We start from the raw sequence: 16,965 nt of genomic DNA on the forward strand, positions 1-16,965 counted from the left end.
CTGGCGGCAAGGGTCGGCGTGCGTCGCAGGATGGCGGACAGCCTGGGCCCCTCACTTCCCACCATGGGTAGCCAGTTCCGCCAGCAGTGACACTTTCCAGCTACAGCGGTGGAGGCGGGAGCCCCACCCAGGACAAGGAGTTGCTCACATGAAGGCATGGCGTGGCGTCCCGGTGCTCGTGTCCGTTCTCGTGGGAAGTCTCATCGGGGTGGGGTGTGGCCCGGCCGCTGAAGTGAGGGGTGGCGAGGCCATCGCGTCGGTCCGGTCCTCGGTGGATGCGGCGACGGGAGAGACCGACGAGGAGAAGGCGCGCCGAGCCTGCGGACCGGAGCAGGTGCCGGGCTCCAAGCCGGAGTGGCTGTCGAGGGGCGCGGGGCGCCTGTTCTTCAGTGCGGAGGCGGAGGGCCTGGGGCGCGAGCTGTGGAGCAGCAAGGGCCGCGCGGGTTGCGCGAGCGTGGTGAAGGACCTTCGTCCGGGCGGAATGGGCTCGGTGCCGCGCTTCCTGACGCCGCTCGCGTCGTGGGTGCTCTTCGTCGCGGATGATGGCGAGCACGGGCCCGAGCTGTGGCGCACGGATGGAACGGATACGGGCACGGTGATGGTGAAGGACGTGCTGCCCGGCGAGCGCGGCTCGGCGCCCGGGGCACTCACCCGCGTGGGCGACTGGGTCTACTTCACGGCGACGGACTTCGCGCACGGCCAGGAGCTGTGGCGCACGGATGGCACGGAGGCGGGTACGCGGCTGGTGCGCGAGTTCGCGCCGGGGCCGGGCTCGCTGCTTCTGACATCGCTGACGGCGTGGGGGGACCAGCTCGCGCTGGTGACGTACTCGTCCGAGGCGGCGGTGCTGTGGTCGGTGGACTCCAAGGGCCAGGCGCGCATTCTCCACGAGTCTGCGGTGGGAGTGTTGTCCTCGCTGACGGCGTCGGGCCGTCGCCTGTTCTTCCTGCGGGACGTGGGCACGGACACCGCGGAGCTGTGGGTGGCGTCGGAGCGTCAGGGCTCCGCGACGCGGGTGCGGGACTTCTCCGGCGAGTTCCCCTCGTCGTTCACGGCGATGAATGGCCAGGTGTTCTTCATGGCGGGCGCGGACGGCGTCTTCGGAGAGCAGGGCGACACGCGCCATGGTGGAGAGCTGTGGCGCAGCGACGGCACGGCGGCGGGCACGCGCGTGGTGCGCGACATCTGGCCGGGGCCCAAGGGCTCGCTGCCGTCGAACCTGGTGGCGATGGACGGCGTGCTCTACTTCGCGGCCGAGGACGGTTGGCGCGGGCGCGAACTGTGGCGCAGCGACGGCACGCTCCTGGGGACGTGGATGGTCTGGGACCTCCAGTGGGGCGAGCAGGGCAGCGAGCCGGAGAGTCTGGTCGCGGAGGACGGCTCCCTGTTCTTCTCCGCGAAGACCGTCCTCCACGGCCGCGAGGCGTGGATGAGCGACGGGTGGTTGTGGAACACGCGCCGGCTGACGGATATCGCCCCGGGGGCGTCGTCGTCGGACCCGTACTCGTTCGTGCGCCTGGGCTCGGAGCTCTTCTTCCTCGCCGGCGAGACGCTGACGGACGAGGCGCTGTGGGTGGCGCCCCTGCGTCTCTTCGGGCAGTGCCTCGGCGGGGCTGCTTCGGACGGGCGGGGCTGCTGAGCTCAGGCCGCGCGTCGGCTCGCGGGCGTGGGCCGCACGTCGCCGAAGTTGGGCGCGGGCAGGACGATGGTGGGCGACAGGCCCGGCGAGAGCAGGTGTGACGTCAGCAGCGAGGAGGGGTGGAAGTTGATGAACGCCCCCTCCACCGCGGAGTGCCCCGCGAAGAGCTTCTCCACCACCATGGACGAGTACTGCGAAAGCGAGTCCTCGCGCGTGTTGCCGTTGAGCACCACCTCCCAGGCCATGTGCTCGGCGAAGCGGCGCACCCCGGGGATGGCGGACAACAGCGGCGTGTAGCTCTCCGTGGCCACGCCATTCTCGCTGACGACGAACACCTCGCGCGACGTCGCCACCGCCAGCGACATGTTGCCGCGCGTGTGTCCCGGCGTGCTGAGGAAGGCCGCGCCCACGCCCAGCCAGGTGTCCCCGTCGAGCAGCACCACGCGCTCGGCCGGCACCTCGGTGCCTCCGGGGACGAACCACACCGTCTGCATGGGGTGCAGCTCCTTCACCATCTCCCACTCCGCGCGCTGCACCAGCAGCTTCGCGCGGGGGAAGTACGCGGAGATGCCTTCACCGCCCAGCCACCCGCGCAGGTCCTGGATGTGGAGGTGGTCGAAGGCCAGGTAGTCCACGTCCGCGGGCGTCAGCCCCAGCGAGGCCAGGTGGCTCTGCACCGTGCCGTGCTTCGTCGACATGACCTTGTCGGAGACGAAGCCGCCGTAGCGCTCGCGCAGCGCGTGGTAGAATGGCGCGGCCACGCCTCGCTCGTAGTCGGACGGATTGAAGAGCAGCGTGCGCCGCTCGCCCCGGGCGTCGACGAACTGCACCACCTGCATGCGGTTGGTCATCATCACGTATGGCGCCGGTGACAGCGCCGCCCCGCTGAAGGCGAACAGCGAGGGGTATGGAAACGTGACGAGCTCGCACGTGGCCACGGCCGCCACGGGGCCCTCCTGGACGAAGCGCTCTCGAGCCTCGAGCGTCGCGCGGCGCAGCTTCTGGAGACGCGGGCCCGGCAGGGGCTCGGCGTGGGCCTCGGCGAGGAAGGGCAGGGGGCGGAACGCGGGGCTCTGGCTCATGGTTTCACCGTGACAGCAAGAGGTCGAAGACCGGCGCGACGAACGGGACTCGGGGGGGCCATGTTCTCCGGGCCGGCCACGCGGAAGCCAGGCAACGACCGCGTGTTTCACCCGAGCGTCCGCCAGTCCACACGCTCCCCCAGTCTCCGTGCGCACCCCTCCTCACCGGCGGCGAAGCCGCTCGCACATGGGGGCGGCGCAGGTCGCCTGCTGGCTCATGGATGACTCGGGGCGTGGCGTGCAAACCCATCATGACCGTGAGAGCTCCCTGGCCTGCCGGGCCCCCGGGTCCAGCGCCCGAGGATGTGGGCGACACGCGCGGCCTTCCTGTATAGGGTCCCATGGTCATGGCGAGGAAGTCCGACACTCTCTCCGAAGAGGTCCTCCCGGAGGACGTCCGGCTCGAGGCCTCCCTGCGTCCACGCTCGTTCCACGAGTACGTGGGACAGGGGCTCGTCGTCGAGAAGCTCAAGGTGTACGTGCAGGCGGCGCGCAGCCGGGGCGAGGCCCTGGACCACTGTCTGTTCTCCGGGCCCCCGGGCCTGGGCAAGACATCGCTGGCGCACATCATCGCCAACGAACTGGGCGTGGGCATCCACGTGACGAGCGGCCCCGCGCTGGAGCGCAAGGGCGACCTGGCGGGCCTGCTCACCAACCTGGACGCGCGCGACGTCCTCTTCATCGACGAAATCCACCGGCTCAACGCGGCCGTGGAGGAGTACCTCTACCCGGCGATGGAGGACTTCCGGCTGGACATCACCATCGACACGGGGCCGGCCGCCCGGGCGATGAAGATTGATTTGCCGCCCTTCACGCTCATCGGCGCGACGACGCGCACGGGCCTGCTCACCTCGCCCCTGCGCGACAGGTTCCAGATTCAGGAGCGGCTGGAGTACTACGACGCGAAGGACCTGGAGCTCATCATCCACCGCTCCGCGCGCATCCTCGGCATCCCCCTGGAGAAGGGGGCCGCCCACGAGGTGGCCACCCGCTCGCGCGGCACGCCCCGCATCGTCAACCGACTCCTGCGCCGGCTTCGCGACTTCGCGGAGGTCGAAGGCAACGGCACCATCACGTTGGACCTGGCCAAGAAGTCCCTGGACCGGCTGGGGGTGGACGCCAGCGGCCTGGACTCCATGGACCGTAAAATCCTGCTCACCATCCTGGACAAGTTCGGGGGCGGCCCGGTGGGTGTGGAGACCATCGCCGCCAGCGTGGGCGAACAACGCGATACCATCGAGGACGTGTACGAGCCCTTCCTGATGCAGGAAGGCTTCCTGCAGCGCACGCCCCGGGGCCGGATGGCCACGCACCGCACCTACCAGTATTTCAAGAAGCCGCTACCGCCCACGCCCCAGGGCAGTCTCTTCTGAAACCCGCGAGCCATGAGCCAGGCCACCACTCCCGCGTCTCCCGCTTCCGGACTCACCACCCTCCGCGTCGCGCGTGACTTCTACGCGGACCTGATGCGGGCCTCCCAGACGTCGCGCGCGGGCTTCCTCGCCGAGCGCGAGCGCTGGCTGCGCAACGTCCCCGTGGACGGCCGCGAGGAGCTGCTCTTCGAGTTCGAGATGCTCCTGCGCGCGGTGGAGCGCTACCTCAACCTCACCACCGTGGTGGACGCCAAGGACCGGCCGCTCGTCACCCGCGACTTCCACGAGGAGCTGGTGGACGTGCGCGACGCCATGGACCGCGCCATCCGTGTCGCACGTCACCTCCAGGACCCGGACAGCGACCAGAAGATGGTCTTCCGCAAGTACGTGGAGACCCAGCTCGCGGATGACCGGGTGCGTCGCGCACTCATCGAGGAAGAGCTGGACCAGGAGACGCCGCCGGAGAGCCTCTTCGTGCTGCGCGAGGACCTGGACGCGCTGCGCAACCTCCTGGACCACCTGCTCCAACTGCCCACCGCGCGCCTCAACCTCTTCCAGGACCTGGGCAAGCTGGCCCTGAAGGAAATCGTCCTCAACCGCTACTTCCGGCCCTTCCGGCCGCTGGAGTTCCGCGTCGAGTACGACCGGCTGCGCTCGGTGCGCCTCCTGGATTTGCTGGCACAGCTCCCAGAGGAGCAGCGCGCGGGCTTCACCACCGCGTTCCTGGGCCTGTTCCGCCTGCTGCACTACCTGACGTACGTGGACGCGGAGGGGACGCCACCGGTGCCCCGGAGGGTGCGGGTGGTGCTCGCCCTGGTCCGCAGCGAGACGCATGCCTTGGCCACCTGGCTCCACGCGGAGCTGTCGCCCAAGGCGGGCTCCAAGGTGCTCCAGGCCGCGGCCCTGCGCACCGCGCGTGATCTGGCCAAGGAGTCGGAGCGCATCGGCCGCGAGGTGCTGGCCCACGTGGACAAGGAGCCGGACGCGCCCGCTCGCGCCGCCGCCGCCTTCACGTCGCTCCTGCGCACCCAGGTCGTCGCGCTGGTGGAGGCGCTGGCGCCGAACGGCGGCCTGTCCGAGGGCGTCTTCGACGCGCTGGTGAGCCCCCAGGACGCCGCGCTGCGGCTGCGCAAGGACCTGTGGGTGTACGCCCAGTTGTGCCGCGCCGCCGAGAGCCACCTGCGCGCCGACGACGTCCCCTCCGCCGAGCGGGCCCTGGACGTGCTCAAGAGCTTCCTCGCGTACTTCCACGACGGCGGCTACCAGCTCCTGCGCTACGCGGACTACGACGCCTTCGACCGCTTCACCGCGCTCCTGGTGGAGCTGCCCTGGCCGCCGGAGGGCCCGGGCATCCGCACGCGGCTCGCCGAGGACCTGCGCCGCTTCAGCCAGACGCTCGAGTCCACCTTCCACTCCGTCAGCCGCCGCACCCTCCTCCAGGGCAGGGGGTTCGACCGCCAGGAAGCCGAGGCCCTCCGCGACCGCTTTGTCGCGCTCCCTTCGCGCTGACGCTCCCAGCGGGGACTTTTTCGACCCACGCCCACGCGCCCCGTATGACGCAACCCCCCACGGGGTGTGCTCGTACGGGGCGTGTTTGCTTCCAGCCAGTTCCTTGCGCTATGGACGCCCCCGTGTTGCATGGAAGACACGCTTCATCGCGAAGCGCGTCATTGGGGCAGGGCGGCGGGTGAGGCGGTGAAGAATTCCCGGACACCAATGTCACGGTTCCGGGTGAATTCACCAACCCTCGGACGGGGGGAGGGTGGCTGGCCACGATGGGCACCCACCGCGATGTCAGAAAAATGCCAGCCGTTCCAAGGGGTTCGCGGCATCCAAGCCCCCCACCACGGAAGGCAGGCTGTCACACTGTCGTGGCATGCCATTTGCTGAATCTGCGCGTCGCGTCAGACCACTGTTGAACGATTCCGGCGCCATCTGGCCAGATGACCGTTCGGAAGTCCCGCAGCACGAGCAGCCACGAGGCGACACCGACATGCCCCCGTCTTCCTACAACCAGCGCACCCTCTCGAAGACCGCCAGCCTCCAGGGCATCGGGCTCCACTCGGGCGCGAAGGTGACGCTCACGCTGCGTCCGGCGCCCGCGGGGCACGGCATCGTCTTCGTGCGCACGGACCTGCCTCGGCCGGTGAGCATCCCCGCGCTGGCGGAGTACGTGGTGGACACGGCGCTGGCGACGACGCTGGGCCGCGACGGCGTGAAGGTGGCGACGGTGGAGCACTTCATGTCCGCCATGGCGGGCCTGGGCATCGACAACGCCCGGGTGGAGCTGGACGGCCCCGAAGTCCCCATCATGGATGGCAGCGCCGCCCCGTTCGCGGCCCTCATCCAGGACGCGGGCATCCGGGAGCTGGACGCGCCCAAGGAGCTGCTCGTCATCCGCAAGCCCGTGTCGGTGGTGGATGGCGACAAGCAGGCCTCGCTCACCCCGTCGCGCCACTTCCGCATCAGCTGCACCATCGACTTCGAACACCCGGTCATCCAGGGTCAGGCGTTTGATTTGGATTTCAGCGACCGGGACTTCTCCCGGGAGATTTCCCGCGCGCGCACGTTTGGCTTCCTGCGCGACGTGGAGAAGCTGAAGAAGCTGGGCCTGGCGCGCGGCGGCTCGCTGGACAACGCCATCGTCGTGGACGAGGTCTCCATCCTGAATCCGGAGGGGCTGCGCTTCACCGACGAGTTCGTGCGTCACAAGATTCTCGACGCCATCGGTGACGTGTCTCTGTTCGGCCGCCCCGTGATTGGCCACCTCACGGCCTACAAGACGGGCCACGCGCTCAATCACAAGCTGGTTCGCAAGGTCCTTTCGGACCCGAGCTGCTATGAGATTGTCCCCGCGCGTCGCCGCGACGTGGAGGGCCTGGAGCTGGGTCTGCCGGGGTTGGCTGGCGCGCTGGAGCTGGAGCCGCTCGTCGCCTGAGTTGGTTTGGCATTTCCTTGCAGGTCGGGGCTGGCTCGACTAAGTCGCGGGCTCATGCCCATGCGTCCAACCACCGTCATCCTCGCCGCGCTGCTGGCGGCTTCGTTCACCGCCGGTTGCAACAAGGAGAAGGCGCCGGTCACCGCGCAGGCTCCCGCAACCCAGGCCGCCGCTGGTGAGCCCACCCCGGACACCGTGGTCGCCACCTTCGGGGACGGCCAGAAGATCACCTACAAGGAACTCAACGACCGCGTTCAGGAGCCCCTGGCCAATCTGGAGAAGCAGCAGTTCCAGATTCGCAAGCGCGGCCTCGAGGGCATGGTGACGGAGAAGCTGGTCGACGCCGAGGCCAAGAAGCGCGGCATCACCCAGGACGCGTTCCTCAAGGCGGAGATCGACGACAAGGTTCCCGCGCCCACCGAGGAGAAGATCAAGGAAGTCTACGACGGCGCCGCGGGCCAACTGCCCCCGGGCTCGACGTTCGAGCAGATGAAGCCGCAGATCCTCGAGTTCCTCACGCAGCAGCCCAAGCAGGAGCGCGCGCAGGCCCTCTTCGCGGAGCTGCGCAAGAACGCCAACGTCACGATTACGCTGCCGGAGCCGCCGCGTCCGCCCGCCGAGCGCAAGACGGTCTCCGCCGTCGGCCCGTCGAAGGGCCCGGACAACGCGCCCATCACCATCGTCGAGTTCAGCGACTTCCAGTGCCCGTTCTGCAGCCGCGCCATCGGCGCCGTGGACCAGGTGATGAAGGACTACGACGGCAAGGTGAAGCTGGTGTTCCGCCAGTTCCCCCTGGACTTCCACAAGGAGGCGCAGAAGGCCGCCGAGGCGTCGCTGTGCGCCAATGACCAGGGCAAGTTCTGGGAGATGCACGACAAGCTGTTCGCCAGCCAGTCCGCGCTGCAGGTGGAGAACCTCAAGAAGTACGCGGGCGAGCTGAAGCTGGACCAGGCCAAGTTCGACAAGTGCCTGGACTCCGGTGAGAAGGCCGCCACCGTGAAGAGCGACATGGCGGACGCGCAGAAGGTCGGCGTCAGCGGCACGCCGGCGTTCTTCATCAACGGCATCATGCTGTCGGGCGCGCAGCCCGTCGAAGAGTTCAAGAGCATCATCGACGCCGAGCTGAAGCCGACGGCGCAGAAGTAATCACGCGGTTCGGAGGGCACGGGCGGTGGCCCAGAAACCCAAGGCCACGCCCCGTGTCGGTGGCGAGGCGACTTCACTGGAGTTGGAGAAGTCGCTCGCCGCTGGCCTGTCCTCCTCCCGTCCCCTCTCGGCCTGGTTCCACGGGCCGGAGGGGATGGTGCTCCTCCATGAGCCCACGGGCTTCGCCGGCTTCCTGGCCGGCACGCTCGGGACGCTCTCTGTCGAGGAAGTGTTTGCCCACGTCCTGACGGGCATTCGCAGCGGGTTGCTCGCCGTGCAGCACGGCGCCGTCCGCCGCACGGTGTCCTTCCGGGATGGGCAGGTGGTCTTCGCCACGTCCACGGAGCGCTGGGAGCGCCTGGGCGCGGTGCTGGTGCGGCTGGGGCTGGTGACGCAGGCGCAGCTCACGCAGGCGCTGTCGCGCGTGATGCCATCGCGGCGCATCGGCCAGGTGCTCACCTCCGAGGGCCTGGTGTCCGAGGCCCACCTCTACAGCGCCATGACGTACGTGGTGCGGGAGGTGGTGCTGAGCCTCTTCGAGCTGACGGAGGGCAGCTTCCTCTTCATCGAGGGCCCCGCGCCCATGGCGGACGTGGTGAAGCTGCCGGAGCGCACGCGGGATTTGGTGCTCACCGGAATCAAACGCTCGGAGGAGCTGTCGCGATGGCGGCGGCGCTATCCGGAGGACATGCGCGCGGAAGCGGGGCCGAAGGGGCCTCGTCCGGGCGAGGAGCGCTTCTTCCAGAAGCTGGGCGCGGGCACCACGCTGCGCGACCTCCGCACGGTGCGCGAGAGCGGCCACCACGCGTTCTTCACGTGGCTGGAGGAGTGCGTGCAGGCAGGCCACCTGACGGTGCGTTCCGCCACGCCTCCCGTGCCGCCCGTGCCCGCGGTGGAGGGCATGGCCTGGGAGCTCTTGTCCGCGGAGGAGCGCTACAACCTGCTGTTGTCCCTCATCCACCGCGCGCTGCGCGACGCGGGCAAGGACGTGGACCTGCTGCGGGGCTTCTTGGTTTCACCGCCCTCGGGGCTCGAGGACGCGTATGCGGGAGTGGTGCTGAGCGCGGAGGGGCGGGTGGACGTGGCGCGGCTGCGAGCGAACCTGTCCAGTGGGGGCGAGGCGGTGTCGCGCGCGCTGACGCTGGAGGCGCTGGACGCCATCGTCTCGTACGCGCTGTTCTCCGCGCGCAACGTGCTGCCTCCCGACGTGGCCGAGCGCTTGTCCAACACCTACCGCACCCTCCAGGGAGGGCTGGCCTAGCAGGCGCCACATGCCCACGTTCGCGGCCACGGCGTTCGTGGTCGGGGGACGATGGTCATGGGTGTGTTGCGGAAGCTGGCGTGGGGGTTTCTGGTGCTGGGCGCGGTGGGTTGTAGCAGCTCGCGCCAGGCCGTGAAGGCGGACGCGGCGCAGCCTGGGACGGGTGGCTCGGGGAAGATGGAGGCGCTGACGACCTCCGTGTCCGGGCCGTACGTGGACGAGGAGCTGGGGTTCGAAATCATCCGTCCCAGCGACGAATGGCAGTTGGATGTGTCGAACGAGCGCACGCCGGAGGGCCTGGCGATTCCGGTGGTGCTGCGTCACGCGTCGTCCGGGGCGCAGGTGGTGCTCCAGGTGGCGCCCGCGGTGGCCACGCCCACCCAGTTCGCCGAGCGACTGGCGGAGGGCCTGCGTCAACAGCCGGGCTTCATCACCACGGACCCGGTGCCGCTGTCGCTGTCGGACACGGCGGTGGGCTTCAGCTTCAAGGTGGGTGACAACGTGCATGGCCGCGTGGCCGTGCGCGACGGGCAGGAAGGCCGCGTGCTGATGATGCTGGCCACCTGGCCCGCGCAGGCGGTGCCCGGAGACCTCCTCAACGTGGATGCGCTCATCGAGGGCATCCGCCCGCTGCCGAACCGCAAGCCCCCTCCCAGCAAGGTGCCGCAGGCCGCGGCGCCCTGAGTCGGAAGGCTCTCGCTTCACCGTGTCTGGCGCGCGGCCCGTCGTTGAGAGACGGGCCGCGGAAGGCGGGGCGCGGCTTTCAGCTCCGCGCGGACTTCCTGGCGCCACGCGCCGCGCGGGCCGGCTTCGCGGGGGCCTCGGGAGGCTGCGTGGCCTGCGTCTCGGCGCGCAGCCGCACCCACTCCACCAGGGTGCGGACGCCCACGCCGGTGGCGCCCTTGGCGTTGTAGCCGCGCTCCTTGGGGCTGTTGGACGGACCGGCGATATCCAGGTGTACCCACGGCGTCTCGCCGACGAACTCCTTGAGGAACAGGGCGGCGTTGATGGAGCCACCCCAGCGCTCGCCGGAGTTCTTCATGTCGGCGACCTCGGAGCGCAGCGCGTCCTTCTGCAGCTCGCTCACCGGCAGGCGCCACATCTCCTCGCCCGCGGTGCGCGCGGCCTGGAGGACTTCGTTGACCGTGCCGTCGTTGTCGCCGAAGGCGCCGACGATGTAGTTGCCCAGCGCGACGATGCACGCGCCCGTGAGCGTCGCCAGGTCGATGACGGCGGACGGCTGGTGCTCGCAGGCCCAGGTGAGGATGTCGCCCAGGACGAGCCGGCCCTCGGCGTCCGTGTTGGTGATCTCCACCGTCTTGCCCAGCCGCGACGTGAGGATGTCGCCCGGCTTGTACGCATTGCCCGACGGCATGTTCTCGCACGCGCCGATGAAGGCATGCACGGGGAAGGGCGGCTTGATGGAGGCGATGACCTGCATGGCGCCCAGCACGGCCGCCGAGCCCGCCATGTCCGTCTTCATGTCCACCATGCCCTCGGTGGGCTTGAGCGACAGGCCTCCGGAGTCGAAGGTGATGGCCTTGCCCACCAGCGCCAGCGGCGGACGCTTCGCGTCCCGCGCGTTCTTCGGCGTGTAGACGATGTGGATGAGCCGCGGCTCCTCCGTGCTCCCGGCCGTGACGCCCAGGAACATGCCCATCTCCAGCTTTTCAATCTCGCGCTTGCCACCGATGGTGATCTTCAGCCCGTGCTCGCGCGCGGACTTGCGGGCGGCCTCGGCCAGCACCGTGGGCGTCACCGCGTTGGGCGGCTCGTTCACCAGGTCACGCGCCCAGTTGGAGGCCTCCGCCACGCGCTTCGCCAGCGCCAGGGCGTCCTCCACGTCGCGCGACTTCTCGGTGCCCTCGGGCAGCGCGAGAGAGACCTTGATGGGCTTGGGCGTGCCCTTCTCCTCGCGCGCGGAGGACTTGTACTTGTCGAAGCGGTACGCCCCAAGCTCCAGGCCCTCCACCACCGCGCGCACCGCGTCAGCGGGCGACTGAGTCGTCGGCAGCGCGACGACGAGCGACGTCACCTTGAGCCGCTGGGCCGTCTTCGCCGCGCGTCCCGATGCCAACCGCAGGACTTCCGGGTGGAAGCGCGCGCGGCTGCCCAGGCCCAACAGCAGCACGCGGCCCGCCGTCGTGCGGCCAAGGGTGTGCATCACCAGGGACTGGTCGGCCTTCGCCTTGAAGCCCTCCTGGGTGGCGGCGCCGCGCAGGCGGCCTTCCAACGACTTGTCCGCCGAAGCCAGACTGGCCGGGGCGCCCTCACCCAGCTCGCCCTCGAAGAGCGGGATGACGAGCAGGTCGCCATTCGCGAGGGTGGCGTCGCCGGAGACGAAGGTGAAATTCATGGGCCGATGAGCTCCTGAACGGGAGTGGGGATGCAGGGGAGGGCGCGGACTGTAACGCCCACCTTGTTGCACGCAAAGCGCTGGATATCATTCGAGCGTTGCATTGCAGCAGGGGCCTGGGTAGCAGTCAGGCAATGCCCACCTTGCTGATGCATCTGACCGCCATCGAACGGTTGGCCGCCAACCCCGGAGAGCTGCCGGCGGAATGGGTGCGCGCGCTCTCCGAGGACCTGCCCTATGCGCGCTTCGGCGTGGCGCTGCCGGACCTGCCGCTGTGCGAGGGCGTCCGAGGGGGCCTCGCCGCGTTCCTGCCCGAGCGGGAGCTTCCCCTGTTCTCGCGGCTGTATCACGAGCGCGCGCCGGTGGGCTTCGGGCTGAAGATGGCGGAGCTGGTGGCCACCGGCGCGCTGGTGGGCACCGAGCCGGGACTGGCCCTGCTGGCCGGCTATTTCACTCACCTGTGCCTGGACCGGCGGCTGCATCCGGTGGTGGACGACCTGGTGGTGCGCCACCGCCGTCGTGGCGAGCGGGCCCTGGCGGCTCACCGCGACATCGAATGGGCCCAGACGCTCTTCTACCTGCGCGAACTGCACGGCGTGGAGCTCCTGGGCACGCCCCGGCTGCGCGAGAAGTGTCAGGTGGTGAAGAGTCCCGGCTTCCCCTGGCGCGGCATCGGTCGGGGCATCTACGAGCTGGTGCGGCTGTCGTCCCAGGAACGCGTGGGGCAGGCGCCGACCAAGGCGGAGGTGGATGGCTGGGTGCGCGGCCTCTACGTCTCCGGCCTCTTCCTCTCCAGCCCCATGGGCCGCACGCGCGCGCTGCCCGCCTTCGCGCATCTGTCCTTCCAGGAGCTGTATCGCAACGACACGTTCGACTTCGCGCAGGAGGTAGAAGGTGCGCTGGAGTCGGCACGTGGAGTCCTTCGGAGGTTGCACGGCTACATGGCGAGGGGCACCTTCACACCTCGTACGCGCGCCCGCTTCCTGGAGGCGTTTCCCGAGGGAAACCTGGGCGTACGTGCCGCATAGCGCGCCGCGCATCGCCCCCGGGTGCAGGGTCGTTTCGCATGCAGAGCAACCGTCCTGGCGAGCTTGTTCCCTACCAGGGAATGGCTCTGGGCGCGGCGTTGGCACGCTCCTATCCTCGTGACGAATGACGGTTCTTCTCCTCATGGTGGTGGGCGGGCTCGCGGGGGCACTGGGCGCGATGCTGGGCATCGGAGGTGGCATCGTGCTGGTGCCCGCGCTGGTGCTCGGCTTCGGGCTGCCGCTCGAGGAGGCGGTGCCGGCCAGCTTGATGTGCGTGGTCGCCAACTCGTGTGCCGCCGCGGCCGGGTATGTGGACAACCACTTGAGTGACATCCGACTGGGGTTGACGCTGGAACTGGCCACGGTGCTCGGCGCCATCGCGGGTGGACTGGTCGCGGCGCTCATCGCCCCGGCGATGGTGGCGGTGGTGTTCGGCCTGTTCACCCTCTACGTCGCGCTGCAGATGATCCTCCTGCGCTCACCTCGCGGGGAGCCGGCCACGCTGGACGACTACCAGCCGACGAACTACCCGCTGGGCATCTCCGGCTCGTTCGTGGCGGGCGGGCTCTCCGCGCTCCTGGGTGTGGGCGGCGGGCCGCTGAAGGTGCCGCTGATGAGCTACGGCATGCGGGTGCCGTTCAAGGTGGCCAGCGCCACCAGCAACCTGATGATTGGCGTGACGGGCGCGGCGAGCGTGGCCGCCTACGCGCTGCGCGGACACCTGAAGCTGGCCCTGGTGTCTCCGCTGGTGGTGGGCGTGCTGGCCGGCGCGTATGTGGGCAGCCGGCTGATGCCGAAGGTGCCCACGGCGGTGCTCAAGAAGCTCTTCGCACTGGTGCTGCTGTCGGTGGCGGGGCAGATGTTGTGGAAGGGAGGGGCGGGACTGTGGCCGAGCGTGTGGGAGTGAGTGAAGGCGACCCGGACGGTGCTGAACCGCCGCGGGTCTCCGCGGCGATGTCGATGTCGGACCCGGCGGTGATGGGGCAGAACGCGATGGTGGCGACCCCGGCGCAAGCCGAGGCGCCGGAGCTGGACGCGGAGCCCATCACCGAGGGGCTCGCCGAGGCACCGTCCCAGCGCGTCACGCGCGTCCGGGACAGGACGCTCGCGGGAGACCGGTGGATTGCCCGGGTGTTGCGCGTGGGCGCGGTGCTGAGCGGCGGCATGTTCGTGCTGTCGCTGGGCCTGGAGGCGCTGCCAGGCACCGAGGCGACGCACGTGGCCATCGACCAATTGCGCAAGGCGGCGGCGTCCCTGCTGCTGGTGACGCCGGTGGCGCGGCTGGGCGTGGCGGGCACGCTGCTGGGCCTGCGCGGTGAGTGGCGCTACGCCGTCATCGCCGCGGGAGTGCTGGGGCTGTTGGCCCTGGCGGTGGGCGCCGGCATCCAAGCGTGATGCGGCGCCCGGAGCAGGGCGGTGGGTGGGCGCCTCAGGCGCCGCGCGCGGCGAAGTGGGCGAGGATGTTGCGCACCTTGGCGACCTCGTCCGCGCGGTTCTGCTCCTCGTAGAGCGGAATCACCGCCTCCAGGTGGCTGCGCGCCGCCGGGAGGTCCTGTGAGTAGTAGCAGGACAGGCCCAAATCCCACCGGGCGCGGGCCTCGTACACGTGGTCGTGCAGCTCCTGGTACAGCTCCACCGCGCGCAGGAGGTGGGTGCGCGCGCCCTCGTGGTTGCCCAGGAGTCCCTCGGACTCACCCAGGAGCAGGTGGCCCAGCGCGAGCGCCTCCGCGTCGTCTCCCTGCTCCAGCATGGGAATGGCTTCGAGGAAGCGCTTGCGAGCCGGCTCGTACTCGGCCTTCTCCATGCGGATGTCGCCGATGTCGAGCAGCAGCCGCGCGGTGCGCTCGGTGTTGCGCGTCTGGCGGTAGAGGATGAGGGCCTCCTGGTACTTCTCCTCGGCGGCCTCCGGCTGGCCCAGCGCGCGCAGGGACTCGCCGATGCAGGCACGGGACAGGGCCTCGCCCTCGCGGTCCTTCGTCTCGTTGAAGAGCTTCGCGGCCTGGGCGATGAGCTCCACCGCGCCTCGGTGGTCCTCGAAGTTCGCCTTCACCACGCCCAGTCCGAAGCAGGCCTGGGCCTGGCCCGGCTTGTAGCCGGCCTCCTTGAACATCGCGAAGGCCTCCTCGTAGCACTGGCGGCTGGCGGCATGGTCTTCCAGCATGCCGTGCAGCTCCGCCAGGCTCACCAGCCCCTGGCCCACCTGGGTGGGCGAGCCGGTGATGCGCAGGGTGGCCAGCTCGTTCTTCTGCTTCTGGAGCGCCTCGAGGAAGTGGGCGCGTTCGGTGTCGTCGGGCGGGTGGGTGCTCACGCGTCGCCACCCTTGCGGCGCCGGGCCGCCTTGTCCAACGAATCGTGCTTCTCGCTCCGGTCAGTGCCATTGACGTCCGGGGGAACGGACGCGCCCGCGGGGGGCGGCGGGGCGTGGTGCCGGTCCTTCTCCTTCTCCACCTTGTCGGCCTGCTCGTAGCCAAGCAGTGGGGAGAAGAAGCAGTCCTTCTTCGTGTACTCGTCGAAGGAGAAGGCGAAGCGGTAGCTGGCCGCCGCGCGCTGGTTGCAGTCGGTGCGCTCGCAGAAGCGGCAGGAGATGCCGGAGGGGATGGCATCCTTGCGCAAGTCGTTGGTGGGCAGGCCGTAGGCCAGGTACTTGGCGTTCTCCGCGTGGGTGCCCAGGCCAATGGAGTACGCGGTGCCCTTGACGATGGAGCCCTCGGTGGGCTGGAGCTGCACCTTGGCGAAGCAGAAGTACGTCGTGCCGTCCGGCATCATCGAGTACTGCCGGGTGAGCTGCGACGGGTTGAGGAAGGCCAGGTGCACGGCCCACTTGCCGCAGCTGCCGCCGCCGCTGGCGAAGCGGATGCCGGTGCCGCTGTAGCGCTTGGAGATGTTGCCGGCGATGTCCGAGCGCAGGAAGTGGAAGGGGATGCCCGGGCGCTTGGGGTCCGACAGGTTGCACAGCCGGTGGGCCACCGTCTCGTAGGTGGAGCCGAAGATGCTCGACAACAGCTCCACGTCGTAGCGCGTGCGCTGCACTTCCTTGAAGAAGTCCCCGTAAGGCAGCATCAGCGCGCCGGCGAAGTAGTTGGCCAGGTTCACCTTGATGAGCCGCGTCGTCTCCCCGTGCCGGGTGCGCCCCGCGCCGAGGATGCGCTCCACCAGCTTCTCCTTGTCCAGCATCAACAGGCCGATGGACGCGGCGATCTGGAACTTCAGCGGCTGCTCGGTGAGGTCCGGGGACAGGGTGAGCGTCTGCTCCTCCGGGTCCAACCGCCGCACCACGGACGAGCCGCTGGGCGAGGCGTCGATGAGCACGCGGTAGCCGAAGCGCTTCTCCAGCAACTGCATCAGCTGGCCGCTGGTGAGCTGGCGCTCCAGGCTGATGTCCCGCCGCAGCTCCTCGGCCTGTTCTTCAAGCTCCGGGAAGTAGTTGCGGTGCGTCTCCAGGAAGTCGCTCACCTCGTCGAAGGGTGAGTAGTCGAAGCGCACGCCCGGCACGGTGCCGTTGCCCGCGCTGCCGCCCTGCGTCCGCGTGCGCTCCTCCACGTTGAGCTGCGCGAGCACGTTCTCCAACTGGGTGCGCGTGTTCTTGTAGAGGTTGAAGAGCGCGGCCACGGTGCCCGCGAGCTTCGGCTCCGCGGACAGCGACTGGAGCGACTCCGGGTCGATGTCCAGGCTCTTGAGCAGCGGCTCGTCCAGGAGCTTCGCGAGCGCTTCGTCCACGCGCCCCTCGCCCAGCGTGGACATGAACTGCTCGGGGTCCTGATCGAAATACCGCAGCGCCTTCCAGAGCAGCGGGAAGGGCATCACCCGCTTGCCCTTCTCGATGAGGTTCAAATACGCGGGGGAGACCCCCAAATCCTTCGCCGCGTCCGCCTGCTTGATATTGCGGGCGAGTCGCAGGCCCCGGAGCTTCAGGCCCACGTTGGCGTTCAGTGCGTTGTCGTTCATGGCGGAGTCGGGTCCCGTCGGAGTGCGCGTGGCCTCTCGCGCCCTCGCCCCTCTGAACCACTCTGCAAATCGATTTACCGATTTGCAATCAACGTTTTTCTTGAGGCCGCTCCCTGTGTGGCGGGCGACGGAACGGTCGTCGTCCACATGGCGATTGGCCCCTGAGTATGCGCAACCACATGTAATCGCTGCGCTTT

General features: G+C 69.4%; 14 protein-coding genes. 10 read left to right on the forward strand and 4 right to left on the reverse strand.

All coding sequences use genetic code 11. The features are described from left to right. The first annotated feature begins 148 nt into the window (after positions 1-148). A complete protein-coding gene (locus G4D83_RS02685) occupies positions 149-1,639 on the forward strand; it encodes an ELWxxDGT repeat protein (RefSeq protein ID WP_163862363.1) in 1,491 nt (496 codons plus the stop codon). 2 nt (positions 1,640-1,641) lie between these two features. Here the strand turns inward: G4D83_RS02685 and G4D83_RS02690 are convergent, their stop codons facing one another. Further along, a complete protein-coding gene (locus tag G4D83_RS02690; RefSeq protein WP_163862367.1) occupies positions 1,642-2,721 on the reverse strand; it encodes an MBL fold metallo-hydrolase in 1,080 nt (359 codons plus the stop codon). Between the two features lie 341 nt (positions 2,722-3,062). Here G4D83_RS02690 and ruvB point away from each other — a divergent pair, with 341 nt between their 5' ends. The 6 genes from ruvB to G4D83_RS02720 all read left to right on the forward strand — a co-directional run bounded on the left by ruvB (position 3,063) and on the right by G4D83_RS02720 (position 10,123). Next, positions 3,063-4,094, forward strand: coding sequence for a Holliday junction branch migration DNA helicase RuvB (ruvB, locus tag G4D83_RS02695; protein WP_163862370.1), 1,032 nt, complete (start codon positions 3,063-3,065; stop codon positions 4,092-4,094). Between the two features lie 12 nt (positions 4,095-4,106). Further along, positions 4,107-5,603 (forward strand): hypothetical protein, encoded by a 1,497-nt coding sequence (locus G4D83_RS02700; protein ID WP_163862373.1) that lies wholly within the window; start codon positions 4,107-4,109, stop codon positions 5,601-5,603. Positions 5,604-6,087: 484 nt separating this feature from the next. Further along, positions 6,088-7,032, forward strand: a complete 945-nt coding sequence (lpxC, locus tag G4D83_RS02705; protein ID WP_141643507.1) for a UDP-3-O-acyl-N-acetylglucosamine deacetylase — start codon at positions 6,088-6,090, stop codon at positions 7,030-7,032. Positions 7,033-7,092: 60 nt separating this feature from the next. Beyond that, the gene (locus G4D83_RS02710) at positions 7,093-8,178 is read left to right on the forward strand and encodes a thioredoxin domain-containing protein (protein WP_420826615.1); all 1,086 of its coding nucleotides are present in this window, start codon (positions 7,093-7,095) and stop codon (positions 8,176-8,178) included. Positions 8,179-8,203: 25 nt separating this feature from the next. Continuing rightward, positions 8,204-9,439, forward strand: a complete 1,236-nt coding sequence (locus tag G4D83_RS02715; protein WP_163862378.1) for a DUF4388 domain-containing protein — start codon at positions 8,204-8,206, stop codon at positions 9,437-9,439. A 57-nt stretch (positions 9,440-9,496) separates the two neighbouring features. Next, positions 9,497-10,123: a hypothetical protein gene (locus tag G4D83_RS02720; RefSeq protein WP_163862381.1), complete on the forward strand. Its 627-nt coding sequence runs from the start codon at positions 9,497-9,499 to the stop codon at positions 10,121-10,123. Positions 10,124-10,202: 79 nt separating this feature from the next. Here G4D83_RS02720 and G4D83_RS02725 read toward each other — a convergent pair whose 3' ends face one another. After that, positions 10,203-11,795, reverse strand: a complete 1,593-nt coding sequence (locus G4D83_RS02725; protein ID WP_163862384.1) for a leucyl aminopeptidase — start codon at positions 11,793-11,795, stop codon at positions 10,203-10,205. Positions 11,796-11,929: 134 nt separating this feature from the next. Here G4D83_RS02725 and G4D83_RS02730 point away from each other — a divergent pair, with 134 nt between their 5' ends. The 3 genes from G4D83_RS02730 to G4D83_RS45840 all read left to right on the forward strand — a co-directional run bounded on the left by G4D83_RS02730 (position 11,930) and on the right by G4D83_RS45840 (position 14,218). After that, positions 11,930-12,823 (forward strand): zinc dependent phospholipase C family protein, encoded by an 894-nt coding sequence (locus G4D83_RS02730; protein ID WP_163862386.1) that lies wholly within the window; start codon positions 11,930-11,932, stop codon positions 12,821-12,823. Positions 12,824-12,947: 124 nt separating this feature from the next. Then, on the forward strand, positions 12,948-13,730 hold the full coding sequence (locus G4D83_RS02735) for a sulfite exporter TauE/SafE family protein (protein ID WP_163862389.1): 783 nt from the start codon (positions 12,948-12,950) through the stop codon (positions 13,728-13,730). Then, a complete protein-coding gene (locus G4D83_RS45840; protein WP_240356105.1) occupies positions 13,727-14,218 on the forward strand; it encodes a hypothetical protein in 492 nt (163 codons plus the stop codon). The genes G4D83_RS02735 and G4D83_RS45840 overlap by 4 nt, the downstream gene beginning before the upstream one ends. 34 nt (positions 14,219-14,252) lie before the next feature. Here the strand turns inward: G4D83_RS45840 and G4D83_RS02745 are convergent, their stop codons facing one another. Then, entirely contained in the window at positions 14,253-15,131 is an 879-nt protein-coding gene (locus G4D83_RS02745; protein WP_163862392.1) for a tetratricopeptide repeat protein, read from the reverse strand. Beyond that, the gene (locus tag G4D83_RS02750) at positions 15,128-16,768 is read right to left on the reverse strand and encodes a helix-turn-helix domain-containing protein (protein ID WP_163862394.1); all 1,641 of its coding nucleotides are present in this window, start codon (positions 16,766-16,768) and stop codon (positions 15,128-15,130) included. The genes G4D83_RS02745 and G4D83_RS02750 overlap by 4 nt, the downstream gene beginning before the upstream one ends. Positions 16,769-16,965 lie beyond the last annotated feature (197 nt).

The sequence above is a fragment of the Myxococcus eversor genome (genome assembly GCF_010894455.1).
Taxonomy (GTDB): Bacteria; Myxococcota; Myxococcia; order Myxococcales; family Myxococcaceae; genus Myxococcus; species Myxococcus eversor.

Bases quoted from the DNA above. Each gene is read 5' to 3' on its own strand.
- ruvB (WP_163862370.1), top strand. From the start codon at position 3,063: ATGGTCATGGCGAGGAAGTCCGACACTCTCTCCGAAGAGGTCCTCCCG.
- G4D83_RS02710 (WP_420826615.1), top strand. From the start codon at position 7,093: ATGCGTCCAACCACCGTCATCCTCGCCGCGCTGCTGGCGGCTTCGTTC.
- G4D83_RS02700 (WP_163862373.1), top strand. From the start codon at position 4,107: ATGAGCCAGGCCACCACTCCCGCGTCTCCCGCTTCCGGACTCACCACC.
- G4D83_RS02730 (WP_163862386.1), top strand. From the start codon at position 11,930: ATGCCCACCTTGCTGATGCATCTGACCGCCATCGAACGGTTGGCCGCC.
- G4D83_RS02690 (WP_163862367.1), bottom strand. From the start codon at position 2,721: ATGAGCCAGAGCCCCGCGTTCCGCCCCCTGCCCTTCCTCGCCGAGGCC.
- G4D83_RS02735 (WP_163862389.1), top strand. From the start codon at position 12,948: ATGACGGTTCTTCTCCTCATGGTGGTGGGCGGGCTCGCGGGGGCACTG.
- lpxC (WP_141643507.1), top strand. From the start codon at position 6,088: ATGCCCCCGTCTTCCTACAACCAGCGCACCCTCTCGAAGACCGCCAGC.
- G4D83_RS02725 (WP_163862384.1), bottom strand. From the start codon at position 11,795: ATGAATTTCACCTTCGTCTCCGGCGACGCCACCCTCGCGAATGGCGAC.
- G4D83_RS02750 (WP_163862394.1), bottom strand. From the start codon at position 16,768: ATGAACGACAACGCACTGAACGCCAACGTGGGCCTGAAGCTCCGGGGC.
- G4D83_RS02720 (WP_163862381.1), top strand. From the start codon at position 9,497: ATGGGTGTGTTGCGGAAGCTGGCGTGGGGGTTTCTGGTGCTGGGCGCG.
- G4D83_RS02685 (WP_163862363.1), top strand. From the start codon at position 149: ATGAAGGCATGGCGTGGCGTCCCGGTGCTCGTGTCCGTTCTCGTGGGA.